The following is a 14,629-nucleotide window of genomic DNA, read 5'->3' on the forward strand; positions in this document are numbered from 1 at the left end:
GTCAGCGTCGCGTAGTGACAACGGAAACGGACAGAATGCTATCGCTTCACCGCTGAGCAGTAATGCTCAGCAGTGTTCAGCGTAAATGTATCAGCACAGCTATGAAGCCTATCTCCCTTATCTGGAGTTTCTTCTGGATCAGAAGCTGGACTGGAAAAGCCGCAGTGGCCGCCTGAACTAGCCTATGCCAAGCCAGAGGGTTCCTGCCCCAGCCGCAAGGGGGGATATAGGGGGGCTAGCTGGCTTGCTCTTTGTTCGCGTCTTCCCGCTCCTGAAGAGCTGGCAGAGTTTTCTCAGTGGCTTGGGCGGCTCATCCCAATTGAAAACTTGACTGCCCGATCTGTTGAGGCCAGAATCCGGGACCCAACCCCTAGAAAGAACCCCACTGGCAGGGCAAGCCCAGCCCAACAGCGATACTCTAGGCGATACTCTAGAAGGTGTTCTTGAGTAAGTCCGTGCAAACAATGGCTCAGCCTGCCCTGCGCATCCTGCTCGTGCGCCACGGTGAGAGCACCTTCAACGTCGAAAATCGCATCCAAGGCCGCTCCGATCTCTCTCGCCTCACCCCCGGTGGAGAAGCGCAGGCACAGCGGGTAGCTGAGGTTCTGGCCGGGATCCCCTTGGATTATGCCTACTGCAGCCCTCTCTCCCGTGCCCTCGACACCGCCCGTATCATTCTCAAGGAGCGAGCGGGGATCCCTTTGTTTATCAGCGAGTACCTGCGGGAGATCGACCTGACAGCTTGGGAGGGCTTGACCTTTGCCGAGGTGAAGGAGAAATACCCAGAAGATTACCACCTATGGCGGCACCGTCCCGACGAGCTGGAGCTGGAGGGGCGCTTTCCGGTGCGGGATCTCTGGCAGCAGGCGCAGGAGTTTTGGCAACTGCTGGCCGAGCAAGTGAAGTCAGTGCCCCCCGCCTCCTCTGATCGGAGAACCGATCCAAGGCATCCCCTCACCGTTCTCGTTGTCGGACACAGCGGCATTAACCGCGCCCTGGTCAGCACCGCCATTGGCTTGGGGCCGGTTCACTACCACCGTCTTGGGCAAGATAACTGCGCCATCAGCGTTCTCAACTTTCCCCAGGGCCTGGGGGCGCTGCCGCAACTGGAATCTTTGAATATCACTGCCCATCTGGGCCAGCCTCTGCCCAAACGCAAGCAGGGGATGCGTATCCTGCTGGTGCGGCACGGCGAGACGCAATGGAACCGGGAGCAGCGCTTTCAGGGGCAGCGCGATATTCCTCTCAACGCCACTGGCGAGGAGCAGGCAGCTAGGGTGGCGGAGTTTCTGGCCGACCAGCCGCTGAACCTGGCTTTTTCCAGCCCGCTGAAGCGCCCCTGGGCTACGGCGGACGCCATCTGCAGCAACCACCCCAACCTGATCCTACGCCCGATGCCGGAGCTGCAGGAGATCTGCCACGGCGACTGGGAGGGCAAGCTCCAGAGCGAGGTGGAAGCCGAATACCCCGGCGAGCTGGAGCGCTGGCAGCGGGATCCGGCCGCGGTGCAAATGCCCAACGGGGAAAATCTGTACCAAGTGTGGGATCGCACGCGCTCGGCCTGGGAAGAGATTTTGGCCATCACCGCCGCCCAATTTCCCGAAGGCACGGCCGTGGTGGTGGCCCACGACGCCATCAACAAGGCGATCATCTGCCAGTTGTTCGGCCTTTCCCCCCACGCCTTTTGGATCTTCAAGCAGGGCAATGGCGGCATTACCGTTATCGACTACCCGGAAGGAAAGGACGGCACCCCTGTTCTCAAGGTGTTGAACCTCACCACTCACCTGTCCGGCCAGATTTTCGACTGCACCACAGCGGGTGCGCTTTAGGGAGGTGGAAGATGGGATCCACCCTCCCTGCCGACCTGAGCCTGCTCAATCTCTGCCTCCGTGGGGTGCGCCTGTTGGATCCCTGGCAACAGCGGGATGAGGTGACCGACGTGTGGCTGCAGCAGGGCCGCCTCCGGGCCACCGAGCCGGCGGGGATCCCTGCCGACATCCCCCGCCTGGAGGCTGCTGGCTGGGTGCTGGGGCCGGGCTTGATCGATCTGTACGCCCACAGTGGCGAGATCGCTGATCAAGAGCTCTCCCCCTGCCGCGAAACCCTCGCCTCTCTGGGGGCAGCAGCTCTGGCAGGGGGGTTTACCCAAGTGGGTCTTCTCCCTGCCCCCCTGCCCGGAACGGCAACTTTCCCGGTGCTGGACGAGCCGGAGCAGGTGGGCCGCTACCGCCGCCGAGCGGGGGATTCCCGCTGGCTGCCCTGGGCTGCTTTGAGCTTGGGTGACCGGGAAGAAGCTCCCAGCCTCTGGGGAGAGCTGGCCCGCGCCGGCGCCATTGGCTTTGTGGCCCGGACTGAAGGATCAGAGCCGCTGCGGTCGTTGGCCCTACTGCGGCGGGCGCTGGAGTATTTGCGGCCTTGGAATAAGCCGCTGCTGGTGTGGGCCTGGGATCCCAGCCTGGCTGGCTCGGGCAGCCTCTACGAGGGGGTGTGGGCGCTGCGCTTGGGGCTGAAGGGGATCCCAACCAGTGCCGAAACCGCGGCCTTGGCCCGTCTCCTGGAAGTAGTGCGCAGCGTTCCTTCGCCGGCGCCGGTGCATGTGATGCGCCTCAGCCAAGCCCGCAGCCTGGAGCTTGTCCAGCAGGCCCAAGCAGAGGGGCTGCCGGTTAGCGCCAGCACCACCTGGATGCACCTGCTCTTGGCGGAGGAAGCCGTCTTGGAGCACGGCTACGATCCCCACCTGCGCCTCTTGCCTCCTCTCCCCCGCAGCAGCGACCGCGAGGCCCTCATCGCCGGCATCCGCAGCGGCAGCCTGGGTATTGCCACCGACCACGCCCCCTACACCTACGAGGAGAAAACCCTGCCCTTTGCCGAAGCCCCTCCTGGGGCCATAGGCCTGGAGCTGGCGCTGCCCCTGCTGTGGCAGAACCTGGTAGAGACGGGATCCCTGACGGCGCTCCAGCTCTGGTCGGCCCTCAGCCTCTACCCGGCCCGCTGCCTGGGGTTGGAGCCGCCCAGCCTAGCTCCCGGAAGTGACTGGGTGCTGTTCGATCCGGGCCATACCTGGACGGTCTCGGCAGCCACCCTTTGCTCGCGATCCCTGGCCACTCCCTGGCTGGGCAGGACCCTGCGCGGCAAGGTGTTGCACACCCATGTTGAAGAAGGAAGCCAGCCCTGAACCTGAGACCGGCAAAACCCCTTCTCTGTGCCAAGAGGCGCAGGGCCTTGAATTATCCTGGGAGCTAGGCTCAAGGGGGTAGGGGCCCATGAAGCTAGGGAAGCGGCTGGGGACGCTGCCGAGCTTCCGGCAGTTGCAAGGGATCCGCTGGGCATGGGGAGAGTGGAGTCGCCAAGGGGAGCTGGCCTGGCGTACACTACGGCTGGCCTGGGAAAACGCGATGCGCTACCGGCTGTTTGGCCTAGCCTCCGAGATGGCCTACAGCTCGATGTTGGCCCTATTTCCCTTTATCCTCACCCTCTTGACCGGGATTGGGCTGTTTGTCGGCTCCTCTGAGCAAGCTTTTCAGCGCCTGATGGAGCAATTGGGGCAGATTGCCCCCCAAGAAGCCCTGGTGCTTCTGGAACGGTATGCGCGAGAGCTCCGCTTTGGGGAAAACCGAGGCTTGCTCTCCTTCAGCTTCTTAGGAACCCTGTGGGCTGCCTCTGGGGCCTTGGGAGCAGTGATGACGGCTTTGGATCTCAGCCACGAGATCCCCCAGGAGATGCGCCGCCCCTTTTGGAGACGCAAGCTGATCTCGATGGTTTGGATGCTAGCTACCCTGGGGTTAACCGGTTTGGCCAGCTTGATCTTCTTGTTCAGTGCCAGCTTTTTCCGCTTCTTGTCCGCCCAAGCGAAATCCCTAGCGGAGGGGGTTGCCGGGCCGGATCAGTTGGATCCCTGGCGGGAGCTGGCGCTGAAGTTGTGGGAAGCGCTCACCTGGCCTATCTCGTTGGGGATGATCGTCGTCTCCTGTTGGGTGCTGTACCGATTCGGCCCCAGCTTGCGCCGGCCCCAAATGCCGATTTGGCCAGGAGCGATTGTGGCCAGCCTGCTTTGGGTTGGGGTGTCGTGGGGGCTGCGGGTTTATGTGGAGCACTTCGGCCAGCTCAACCAAGTCTACGGAGCCGTGGGGGCAGTTATTGTCTTATTGCTGTGGGTTTGGCTCACTTCCTTGGCGCTGCTGTTTGGGGATCAGATTAACATTGCCCTCTACCAGGCCCGACAATGGATTCGGGACTGCTCCCCCACCCCTCATGCAAACGCAGATCCTCCCCCCCACCCCTGAGCACATTGCCTTGGCGGCTGAAGCGCTGCGGCGGGGCCAGTTGGTGGCCATACCTACAGAGACGGTGTACGGCCTGGCGGGCCACGGCCTCAACGAACAGGCGGTGGCAGAGATCTTTGCCGCCAAGGAGCGCCCCCGTTTCAATCCCCTGATCCTGCATCTGCCGGCTGGGCTGGATCTAGAGACACTGCAGGGCTGGCTGGTGGATCTGGAGGCTTTTACTCCCGCCGCTCGCGCTCGCCTGGGATCCCTTGTCGACACCTTTTGGCCGGGGCCGCTGACGCTGGTGCTGCCCAAGGGATCCCGGGTGCCGGATCTCGTCACCAGTGGCTTGCCCACGGTGGCGCTGCGGATGCCCGCCCACCCCGTGGCCCAGGCTTTGCTGCGGGCAGTTCAGGTGCCTTTGGCTGCCCCCAGCGCCAACCGCTTTGGCCGCCTCAGCCCTACCTCGGCCCAGGCCGTCTATGCCGAGTTGGCGGGGCGGATCCCTTACATTTTGGACGGGGGAGAGTGCAGCGTGGGCCTGGAATCGACAGTGCTCAAGCTCAGCCCCGACGGCACGCCCACCCTGTTGCGCCCTGGCGGGATCCCGCGGGAAGTTTTGGAATCCCACCTCAATTTGCCCCTAAGCTCTCCCCCTGCCCCAGACGGCAAGGAGAGTCCAGAGGCTCCCGGCCAACTGAGCAGCCACTACGCTCCCGGTAAGCCCATCTGGCTTTTGCCCACTGCCTTTGCCCAGCTTCAGCCTGAGGATTGGCAACAGTTGCGGCGCTTGGCCACTGGCCACTCGCACCTAGGCATTCTCAGTTTCGCCGCCAAACCAGAAGCGCTGGCAGAAAGCCTCTCCCGCCACTGTCCTGAGGTCACCTTTACCCTAGAATGTCTGGGCCCGGATCCCAACTCGGCGGCCCACGCCTTCTTTGCCAGCCTGCGCCGCCTGGATGAGGGAGCGGCCACCTTGCTGTTGGCTGAACCGCCACCAGTTGTCACTGGCCTAGGTTATGCGATCATGGATCGGCTACGACGGGCCAGCCGCTCATGGAAGTCTCCCCTCTCGTCGCCATCCTAATGGGCAGCGATTCCGATCTGCCCACCCTGGCACCCGCTGCCCAGGTGTGTGAGGAGTTTGGGATCCCCTACCAACTGCAGATCCTCAGCGCCCACCGCACCCCGGAGGCGATGGTGGACTTTGCCCGCCGCGCCCATATCCAAGGGATCCGCGTCATTATCGCCGGCGCCGGCGGGGCGGCCCATCTGCCGGGGATGGTAGCCTCCCTTACCCCTCTGCCGGTCATCGGGGTGCCGGTGTTCAGCCAATCTCTGCAGGGGCTGGACTCCCTATATTCGATCGTGCAAATGCCCAAGGGGATCCCGGTGGCTACTGTAGCCATCGGCAATGGCTACAACGCTGGACTCTTGGCCGTGCAGATCTTGGCCAGCGGCGATCCCGCCCTGCAACAACGGGTGCTGGCCTACCGGGAAAGCCTCAAGCAAGCGGTGCAAGAGAAAAACGCCCAGTTGCAAACTCAGGGGTGGAAAGCCTATCTCAGCTCCGCCGGCAGAGCATAATTATTGAGTGAGAGAGCGTTGGCCTGTCTTGACAGGGATCAGATGGAACGAAGTTGGGGGAGTTGCCAGCGGTGAAGGATGGATCGGGTCGCCCCTCTTCCGGACAGGGATCCTGGCGGGAATATCTGCAGCGAGTTCAGAAAGGGGCAGTGGAGAGGGGATCCCAGGTGGCCCTGTGGCTACTCTCGGGGCCGCAATGGCGGGTTTTGGCCCTGTCGGGCTTGGCCTTGGCGGGGCTGGCTTTTTGGCACTGGCGGCTAGCTCTTTCTCTAGCTGTGGGCAGTGGGGCAATGCTGGGGCTGTATGCTGCGCGCAGCCCTGAGTTCAGCCGCCGCTGGCAGGAGTTGCAAGCCTGGTTTCGCCAAGCCGATCGCTCCCTGCTGCTTGCTGTTGTCGGGGGGGCAGGCGCCGCTCTGGGCACCTACATCGTGGTTTCCATCTGGGCAGAATCCAGCCAGCGCTGGCTGGCCACGGGCGCCATTTTGCAGGGGCTAGCCACCTTTGCCTTGTTGGCGCTGCTGTTTTGGGAGTGGCTTAGCCGCCGCCAAGAGCGGCAGCGTTCCCAACTGGAGCGAGATCTCAGCGACATCGCTTCCCCCGACTCCTACCGACGGCTGCTGGGCGTGCGTCGGCTGCAGAGCTTGATGCCATACCTGGATGCCGAGCAGACGCGGCTAGCGGTGGACTACCTCCGCCTCGCCCTTGACCAAGAAACCGTGGCTGTCGTCCGGGAAGCCCTGCTGGAAGCTCTGCAGGGGTGGGGGATCCTGCGTCGCCTCAACGATTTGGCCGACCTCAAACGCCCCGAAAGCAGCGGGGATCCCTCTTCAGGTCGGAACCACAGCGTCTAGATGGCTGCCTCAACATCTCCGCTGGGGCAGCGAGTCTTCAAAGAGCGTCATTACAATGAGGATAAAGTGGAAGGGTCCTCTTTAGCAGATTGCGGTTCCTCCATGACCACCACCATTGAAGTGCCCAAGCGAGGCTTGCCTGTCACCATCATCACTGGCTTTCTGGGGAGCGGGAAAACCACTCTGCTCAACCACATCCTCCGCAACCAGAAAGGGATGCGCACAGCGGTGCTGGTCAACGAATTTGGGGAGATTGGCATCGACGGCGAGCTGATTGTCTCCAGCGAAGAAGACCTCGTAGAGCTCAACAACGGCTGCATCTGCTGCACCATCCGCGACGACATTGTCGAGAGTGTGCTGCGCCTGATGGAGCGCTCCGACAAAATCGACTACCTGGTGGTGGAGACCACAGGACTGGCGGATCCCTTGCCGGTTGCCCTCACCTTTTTGGGGCCAGAACTGCGGGATCTGACACGGCTGGATTCGATTATCACCCTGGTGGATGCCAGCAACTTCGCTCCTGATCTGTTCAACAGTGACGTGGCCTACAGCCAAATTGCCTATGGGGATGTCATTCTCCTCAACAAAACCGACCTGGTTGAGCCGGCGGAGATCGAGCGCCTGGAAAAACGCATTCGCGAGATCAAGGAAGATGCCCGCATTTTGCGCACGGTCAACAGCGCAGTGCCCCTAGAGCTGATCCTGGATACAGACCTGTTTCAGTCCAGCTCTCTGCCCCAGGAGGAGGCTCCCGACGCTGAGCATGACCATGAGCATGACCACGAACACGGCCATGATCACGGCCACTCGCACCGCAGCCACATCGAGGTCGATGGTTTTAACTCCCTGGCCTTTGAGAGCGATCGCCCCTTCTCTCTAGACGCTTTCCAGAACTTTCTCAACGAGTTGCCCGATGCAGTCTTTCGGGCCAAAGGGATCCTGTGGTTTGAGGAAAGCCCAGAGCGACATATCTTCCACCTCAGCGGTCGGCGCTACACCCTCAGCAGCGACGCCTGGCCTCGCCAGCCCAAAAACCAGTTGGTGCTCATCGGCCAGCACCTCGATACGGCCAAGCTGCGGCAAAAGTTGGAAGCCTGTCTTGTCCCGGCGCCCGTCCAGGGCTAAGAACTGGGTGGCGGCTTAGAATCGTCGGGCCCTGTTCCGGCAGCCTCGCGAGGGGAGCCTTGAGAGAGGGCATCCCAGCTATGTCCGACATCTTTGTGATGATCCGCAACCAGGCCAACAACGCCCTCACTTCCATCGACGGGATCCCTTTTGTCGCCTTTCTGGAGCGGGAGGGGCAACTGATTGCCGAAGAAACCATCGAGTTAATCTACGCCGACGCCGGCTTTGATGACCTGCCGATTGGAGAATACACTGTGGGGGTACGGCATGAACGGGTGGAACCGCAAAAAGCCACCTGCCCGGTTGCGATTAGGGGTGCCAACGAAGTTGTTTTGGTAACATTTGTTTACCTCGAGCCGGAGCGGGTTCTGCTGAACGCTCAGATTGCTGTGGAAAAAAGGTTGTAACCATGACCGTCAAAGTGATCCCATCGCACTCCATCAAAGCTTTTCGCTATCGAGTGTTTTGTCTGGGACAAGATCTCTGGAATGCCCGGGATCCGATTAGCCGTGCCAACCTAGCCCTACAACTGGCCGACGCGGCCACAACCCTGGCCCGTATGGAAGTGCAAGCCGCTCAGCCTTTCAGCTCAAGCCCTTCCTATTCCCTGCCGGAAGCAGGCCATAGGTAATCGCTCCAGTCCGGCCTTGAGGCCAGAGGCAAGGGATCCCGCCCGACCAGCATCACTCCCACTCGATGGTGCCGGGGGGCTTGGAGGTGATGTCGTAGACTACGCGGTTGACGCCCGGCACCTCGTTGACGATGCGGTTGGAGATGGTGGCCAAGAGGTCGTAGGGCACCCTAGCCCAGTCCGCCGTCATGCCGTCTTCGCTGGTGACCAGTCGCACCACCACCGGGCAGGCATAGGTGCGCTTATCCCCCATCACCCCCACCGAGCGCACTTCCGGCAGCAACACGGCAAAGGCTTGCCACAGCTTGGGATAGTAGCCGGAGCGGTTGATCTCCTGGCGGACAATCATGTCGGCCTCGCGCAGGATCTCCAGCCGCTCTTTGGTGACCTCGCCCACAATGCGGATGGCCAGGCCCGGCCCCGGGAAAGGATGGCGGCCAACAATTTCTTCCGGCAAGCCCAACGAACGGGCCAGTTGCCGTACCTCATCTTTGAAGAGCTTGCGCAGAGGTTCTACCAGCTTAAAGCGCAGATTCTCCGGCAAGCCGCCGACGTTGTGGTGGCTTTTGATCTTGACGGCAATGCGCTCTCCGGTAACCGGATCCACATTGGTGTTGGCCGACTCGATCACATCGGGGTAAAGGGTGCCCTGGGCCAGGTACTCGAAGGGGCCCAGCCGCTGCGACTCCTCCTCAAACACGCGAATAAACTCTGCCCCGATGCGTTTGCGCTTCTCCTCGGGATCGGTGACCCCCTGCAACTGGCGGAGAAAGCGCTCTTGTCCGTCCACGTAGTGGACAGGGATGTGAAATTGCTCTTGGAAAAGGCGCAGCAGCCGCTGCGGCTCATCTTTGCGCATGAACCCCTGGTCGATGAACACGCAGGTGAGCTGATCCCCAATGGCCTTGTGTAGCAGAAAAGCCAAAGTAGAGCTGTCCACCCCCCCCGAAAGGGCCAACAGCACCCTCTTGTCGCCCACGCGGGCACGGACTTCCCGAATGGCCTCCTCCAGAAAAGCTTCCGTTGTCCAGGTGGGCTCGCAGCCGCAGATGTGATAGACAAAATTGCGAATGAGAAAGGCACCGGCCTCCGAGTGGGCCACCTCTGGGTGAAATTGCACCCCGTAGAGACGGCGCGCCGGATCGGCAATGGCGGCAAAGGGGGTGTTGTCAGTGTAAGCCAGCGAATGAAAGCCCGGGGGCAACTCGGTCACCGAGTCTCCGTGGCTCATCCACATGATGCTGCTTTCTGGCAGGTTGGTGAGCAGATCGGTGGGATCCAAAATGTGCAGGGCGGCACGGCCGTATTCCCCCTTCTGGGCCGGCTCCACCTTGCCCCCCAACTGCTGCACCATAAGCTGCATACCGTAGCACACGCCCAGGATGGGGATCCCCAAGTTCCAGATCTCCAGGTCACAAGCGGGAGCGCCCGGCTCATAGACCGAGTTGGGGCCGCCGGAGAGGATGATGCCCTGGGGCCGCAGTTGCCGCAGTTGCTCGGCAGTGGTGCGGTAGGAAAGGATTTCCGAATAGACGTGGGTTTCGCGAATACGCCGGGCAATGAGCTCAGAGTACTGGGATCCAAAATCGAGAATAACAATCATCTGGCGCTGCACCTTGAGGGAGGAAGGAAAAAGGCCGGGAGGGAGGGGAGAGGTAGAAGAGTTCACAAAACCTCGCAAGTGCAGAATGAGAAAGCCGGGCCTAGCGACTAACTCGGCTGTGGATAAGAAACATTAAGGGCTCTTCCATCGTAACAGGGATGGAGGCGCTTGCTTGCAGTTGCCTGTCCTGGAGAGTCCCTATCGGGTGGGAAGAGAGTTTTCGCTAAAAAACCGCTCACTGGCTAGGCAATGATTCCCAGCAACCATCGCAACGGGGAACCCAGATGACCAGGTAAAGGCAAGACTTATGATCGAAAAAAGAAGCCATCCAGACCGGTGGAGATACTGGCAAAGATCCGCAGTGCCATCGTTTTATGTCCGTTGTTGCTGAGTCCTTTCAAACGTATCTTCGTCGTCGCCGTCGTCTGCTGGCTCGCCGTCTCAAGCGGCAGCAAGGGTGGGGTGTGGTTTTGGCTTTGTTGGCCTTGTACTTGGTCAGTTGGGATGCGCTGAGCGAGGGTGGGTCGTTGCTGCACTTGGGGAGAGGGCAACCCCTATGGCTGGTGGTGATCCCTCTGTTGGGGGGAGGACTCTACAGCTTGGGCGCTGGGATGGTCTGGATGCTGCGCCAGCGCTGCTCTGCCCAGCTTTTGGCCGAGATGATCAGCTTGCCCCACTTGGCTTTGGCCGCCCTGCTCTGGCTGGGTCTGGCTATCTGGGGAGAGCAGCTTTCGCCTTTCCTGTTACGACAAAAAAACCAGTTATTGGCGGGCCTGGTGATGAGTTGGCTGTTGGCTCAGGGGTGGAGTTTTCTTCGCTCCCACTGGATCGTGGAGGTGGGGCAGCTGTGGAGGGATTATCTGCAGGAGCTGCGAGCCTCGGTGTTACAGCCCTGCTACCGGCGCCTGGAAAGCTGCCGCCATTCGCTGCGCCTCTATCAGGCCATTTGGCAAGACCTACAACTGGAAGAGCTGGAAGCCCAGCACCTGATCCAGGTGCTCTCTGAATCGCTGTTGCCGCTGACCTTGCCGCTCAAGGTCTATGCCCAGCGGGTTCACCACTACTGCCAACAGTTGGCAGCCCTGCTGGCGCAGATGCAAGAGCAGGTGGAGCGACTGGAGCAGGTGCTTCTAGATGTGGAGCTGGAGTTGGCCTCCCGTCAATCCTTCCAGGCCCAGCCACAGCCGATTAACCTGCTGGTGGAAGAGGGGATCCACTGTCAGGAGCTGGATTTGCAGGAGTTGGTTTGCCTGAACCAGGAGCTGCTGGGGGCCGATCGCTCTTTGCAGGGCTTGGCCGAAGAGCTCAAGGGCTGGGCCGACAAAGCCATCCCCGCCGGCTTAAAACTGGGATTGCCATGGCTGCGATCCCTGGGATGAAGAAGGCTGACCCGCCTGCTTCTGAGCCCCCAGAACTGGAGGCCCTGTGGTCAAGCTGGCTGGTGGATCTGGGCTGGCAGCCTTCTGAGCCGCAGCAGCAGCAACTGCAACAGCTCTATTCCCTGGTGATGGCCGGAAACCGCACCCAAAACCTCACCCGCATCACCGATCCCATCGATTTTTGGGAGAAACACCTGTGGGATTCGCTGCGGGGCCTGCGCCTGCTGGGATCCTGGGAGGCAATCCAAGCTCAGCCCTGGCGCGGGATCGACATCGGCACCGGGGCAGGGTTTCCAGGGATCCCGGCCCAGATCGCCCTGCCCCAGGCCCACTTCACCCTCCTAGACAGCAGCCAACGCAAGATCGCCTTTGTGCAAGAAGTTTTGCAGCAGCTTTCCCTCGCCCAGGCGCGGGCGGTGGCCCAACGGGCAGAGATCTGGGGGCAAGACCCGCAGGAACGCGGCAGCTACGATCTGGCCTTGGCCAGAGCCGTGGCAGCGGCGGAGATCTGCGCCGAGTATTGCCTGCCCCTGCTCAAGGTGGGGGGACGCGCCATTCTCTACCGCGGCCATTGGACCGAGGCAGAAGCCCAAACCCTGAAGCGGGCCCTTTCTCTTTTGGGGGGGAAGCTGATCCATGTCGAAGCCTTCACTACCCCCCACAGCCACGGGATGCGGCATTGCCTGCTGTTGGAGAAAGTCGCCCCTACACCAGCTTGCTATCCCCGTCCTCCCGGCATTCCCAAACGCCAACCCCTGGGACAGGACAAGCGCCGCTAAAAGTTGGGATCCTTAATTTCCTAGTTCAAAAAAGCTTCTGCACATTCCTGGAGAAAGATCTTGGACAGGTAGTTTGCAAATGCCGTCGGGGAGACTAAGATGTGGATGGCATCAGGTTCGGATTGAGCCAATGGTCTAACCAGGTGAGCTTCCGAACTGAGCGCTAAAGGTTAAGGTTCGGAGTTCGCTACGTTATGACCATTTTTGTGGGCAATCTGTCCTTCAAGGCCAGTGAAGAAGACCTACGGCTTGTGTTTTCCGAGTACGGCACCGTCAAGCAAATCAAGCTGCCGGTGGATCGGGAGACGGGCCGCAAGCGCGGCTTTGCTTTTGTGGAACTGGAAAACGAGGCCGACGAGCAAAAAGCCATCGATGAGTTGGATGGCGCCACCTGGATGGGCCGGGATCTGAGGGTTAACAAGGCCATGCCGCGTCAGGCCGGCGCAGGCGGCGGCAGGCGGGATAGCCGTTCTTCCCGCTTCTAATCCGATAGGCTCTGGGCCGGGGATCCCTCTCCCCGGCCTTTAGCTTTGGCCGAAGATGACTTTGGCCAGAAAGGCCAAGCCAAACCAGGTGGAGGCCACCAGGACAATAGCCGGGCCAGAAGCGACGTTGAGGTAGTAGCTGGCGTACATCCCCAGCAAGCTAGCGCTGACGCCAAACAGGGATCCCAGCAGCATCACCTGCTGCAGGCGAGGCACCAACAGGTAGGCTGTTGCTGCCGGCGTGATGAGCATGGCCAGCACCAGCAGCACCCCCACCGCCTTCATGCTGGCCACCAAAGTTAGGGAGGTGAGCGCCATCAGCCCCCAGCCCAGTCCCTCGGTGGGCAGGCCGGCTGCCTTGGCTCCCAGGGGATCGAAAGTGTAAAAAGTCAGCTCTTTAAAAAAGAGGGCCACCAATCCCAGCACCAGAGCGGTGATGCCCACCACCGTCAACACGTCGGCAGCACTTACCCCCAGCAGGTTGCCGAAGAGGAAGTGGTTGAGATCGATGCGGGCCCGCCGTTGGATCAGGGTGATCAACAGGATCCCCAAAGCAAAGAAAGCAGAAAAGACGATCCCCATGGCCGCATCGGGCTTGAGGGAAGTGGCGGAGCGGATCCACTGGATGAGCAGAGCGCTCAGCAACCCCGCCACGAAGGCGCCGACAAAAAGGTTTAGGCCCAGCATGTAGGCAATGGCCAGGCCCGGCAGCAGCGAATGGCTGAGGGCATCTCCCAGCAGGGCCAAGCTTTGCACCAGCAGATAGCTGCCCACCACGGCGCAGAGCATGCCGATGGCCACGGCCACCAACAGGGCCCGCTGCATGAAGGCAAAGCGCAAGGGATCCGCCAGGGTGTGCCAGAGCCCTTCCATACCACCTGATACATTTACGCTGAACACTGCTGAACATCACTGTTCAACTATGCAGCGATAGCATTCTGTTTGTTTCCAAACAGAATGGCGGTATCCCGCAAAGCTTTGAGTAGAATACCCAAAGCGCAGTTTCCGTGTCGTCTTACTACCAATTTTCTGCTTTGCTTTGGCTACCATGTTGGCAGACTCGAAAGTAAACAGAAAGATCAACTGGTAGTAATCCGTACTGAACATATTATACATTATTTTCAGTATAGTTGAGCTTATTATTGACTAGAGTCATGCTCTCACCCCCTAGGCAGCCGAGTCCAAGGGCAGGATACGGCCATAGGCCCGCTGCAACACCTGCGGCTGCAACACCTGCTGCGGGGATCCCTGGGCAATCAGCACGCGGTTGAGGAGCAGCACCTCGTCAAAGTAGGCCAGCGCCTGCCCCAGGTCGTGGTGCACCACCATCACGATATGGCCGGCGTCGGCCAGCTCCCGCAACACCTGAAACACAATGGCCTCGCTGGGCTGGTCGATCCCGGCCAGCGGCTCGTCCAGGGCGTAGATCTCCGCTTCCTGCGCTAGAGCCCGCGCCAAAAACACCCGCTGCTGCTGTCCCCCTGATAGCCGACCAATGGGCCGATCCCGATAGGCTCCCATCCCCACCCGCTCCAGGGCTTGCGCGGCCCGCTCCCGACCTTCTGGCCCGATGCGGCGCAACCAGCCGGCAGCTCTTACCTGTCCCATCAGCACCACATCCCACACCGTGGCCGGAAAGCTCCAGTCGATGGCCGACCGCTGCGGCACATAGGCCACTTGCTCCCCCCGCAGCACCTGGCCGCCGTAGCGCACCTCGCCCCCCTCTTTGGGCACCAACCCCAACAGCGCCTTGAGCAATGTACTCTTGCCGGCCCCGTTGGGCCCCAGGATGCCCGTGATGCGCCCCGGCCGGATCTCGGCGCCGATCCTCTCCAACGCCAGCAACTTGCCGTAGCGCACCGTCAGATCCCGCACCACCAGGGAGGCCGGACGAAGCGGGAGAGAAACCGCTGGTTTTTTCATT

General features: G+C 61.2%; 15 protein-coding genes. 12 read left to right on the forward strand and 3 right to left on the reverse strand.

Going from position 1 to position 14,629, the window contains the following annotated elements; genetic code table 11:
* Positions 1–464 precede the first annotated feature (464 nt).
* From ACVW0R_RS02710 to ACVW0R_RS02750, 9 genes are all read left to right on the forward strand, one after another.
* The gene (locus tag ACVW0R_RS02710) at positions 465–1,829 is read left to right on the forward strand and encodes a histidine phosphatase family protein (protein WP_011430495.1); all 1,365 of its coding nucleotides are present in this window, start codon (positions 465–467) and stop codon (positions 1,827–1,829) included.
* Positions 1,830–1,840: 11 nt separating this feature from the next.
* Entirely contained in the window at positions 1,841–3,175 is a 1,335-nt protein-coding gene (locus ACVW0R_RS02715) for a dihydroorotase (protein WP_414346845.1), read from the forward strand.
* Positions 3,176–3,263: 88 nt separating this feature from the next.
* Complete coding sequence (locus ACVW0R_RS02720; protein ID WP_168173347.1) at positions 3,264–4,283, forward strand: YihY/virulence factor BrkB family protein; 1,020 nt, start codon at positions 3,264–3,266, stop codon at positions 4,281–4,283.
* Positions 4,252–5,352: an L-threonylcarbamoyladenylate synthase gene (locus ACVW0R_RS02725; protein ID WP_011430498.1), complete on the forward strand. Its 1,101-nt coding sequence runs from the start codon at positions 4,252–4,254 to the stop codon at positions 5,350–5,352. The genes ACVW0R_RS02720 and ACVW0R_RS02725 overlap by 32 nt, the downstream gene beginning before the upstream one ends.
* The gene (purE, locus tag ACVW0R_RS02730; protein WP_011430499.1) at positions 5,322–5,852 is read left to right on the forward strand and encodes a 5-(carboxyamino)imidazole ribonucleotide mutase; all 531 of its coding nucleotides are present in this window, start codon (positions 5,322–5,324) and stop codon (positions 5,850–5,852) included. Before ACVW0R_RS02725 ends, purE begins: the two co-directional genes overlap by 31 nt.
* Before the next feature lie 71 nt (positions 5,853–5,923).
* Positions 5,924–6,703, forward strand: a complete 780-nt coding sequence (locus ACVW0R_RS02735) for a hypothetical protein (protein ID WP_071813555.1) — start codon at positions 5,924–5,926, stop codon at positions 6,701–6,703.
* 102 nt (positions 6,704–6,805) lie between these two features.
* Complete coding sequence (locus ACVW0R_RS02740) at positions 6,806–7,828, forward strand: CobW family GTP-binding protein (protein ID WP_041438383.1); 1,023 nt, start codon at positions 6,806–6,808, stop codon at positions 7,826–7,828.
* A gap of 80 nt (positions 7,829–7,908) precedes the next feature.
* Positions 7,909–8,235: a hypothetical protein gene (locus ACVW0R_RS02745; protein ID WP_228375221.1), complete on the forward strand. Its 327-nt coding sequence runs from the start codon at positions 7,909–7,911 to the stop codon at positions 8,233–8,235.
* A gap of 2 nt (positions 8,236–8,237) precedes the next feature.
* On the forward strand, positions 8,238–8,459 hold the full coding sequence (locus ACVW0R_RS02750; protein ID WP_011430503.1) for a hypothetical protein: 222 nt from the start codon (positions 8,238–8,240) through the stop codon (positions 8,457–8,459).
* A 52-nt stretch (positions 8,460–8,511) separates the two neighbouring features.
* On the opposite strand, the gene guaA is transcribed toward ACVW0R_RS02750, so the two are convergent.
* Positions 8,512–10,062 (reverse strand): glutamine-hydrolyzing GMP synthase, encoded by a 1,551-nt coding sequence (gene guaA / locus ACVW0R_RS02755; RefSeq protein WP_099813400.1) that lies wholly within the window; start codon positions 10,060–10,062, stop codon positions 8,512–8,514.
* Between the two features lie 374 nt (positions 10,063–10,436).
* Between guaA and ACVW0R_RS02760 the strand changes: the two genes are divergently transcribed.
* The 3 genes from ACVW0R_RS02760 (at position 10,437) to ACVW0R_RS02770 (ending at position 12,705) form a co-directional block, all read left to right on the forward strand.
* Entirely contained in the window at positions 10,437–11,441 is a 1,005-nt protein-coding gene (locus ACVW0R_RS02760) for a hypothetical protein (RefSeq protein ID WP_099835893.1), read from the forward strand.
* A complete protein-coding gene (gene rsmG, locus ACVW0R_RS02765; RefSeq protein WP_457501634.1) occupies positions 11,438–12,220 on the forward strand; it encodes a 16S rRNA (guanine(527)-N(7))-methyltransferase RsmG in 783 nt (260 codons plus the stop codon). The genes ACVW0R_RS02760 and rsmG overlap by 4 nt, the downstream gene beginning before the upstream one ends.
* 194 nt (positions 12,221–12,414) lie before the next feature.
* Positions 12,415–12,705, forward strand: coding sequence for an RNA recognition motif domain-containing protein (locus tag ACVW0R_RS02770; protein ID WP_011430509.1), 291 nt, complete (start codon positions 12,415–12,417; stop codon positions 12,703–12,705).
* 39 nt (positions 12,706–12,744) lie between these two features.
* Here the strand turns inward: ACVW0R_RS02770 and ACVW0R_RS02775 are convergent, their stop codons facing one another.
* Both ACVW0R_RS02775 and ACVW0R_RS02780 read right to left on the reverse strand, forming a co-directional pair.
* Positions 12,745–13,578 (reverse strand): metal ABC transporter permease, encoded by an 834-nt coding sequence (locus ACVW0R_RS02775; protein WP_457501603.1) that lies wholly within the window; start codon positions 13,576–13,578, stop codon positions 12,745–12,747.
* 294 nt (positions 13,579–13,872) lie between these two features.
* On the reverse strand, positions 13,873–14,628 hold the full coding sequence (locus ACVW0R_RS02780; RefSeq protein ID WP_011430511.1) for a metal ABC transporter ATP-binding protein: 756 nt from the start codon (positions 14,626–14,628) through the stop codon (positions 13,873–13,875).
* Position 14,629: the final 1 nt, after the last annotated feature.

The organism is Thermostichus sp. MS-CIW-15, assembly GCF_054060575.1.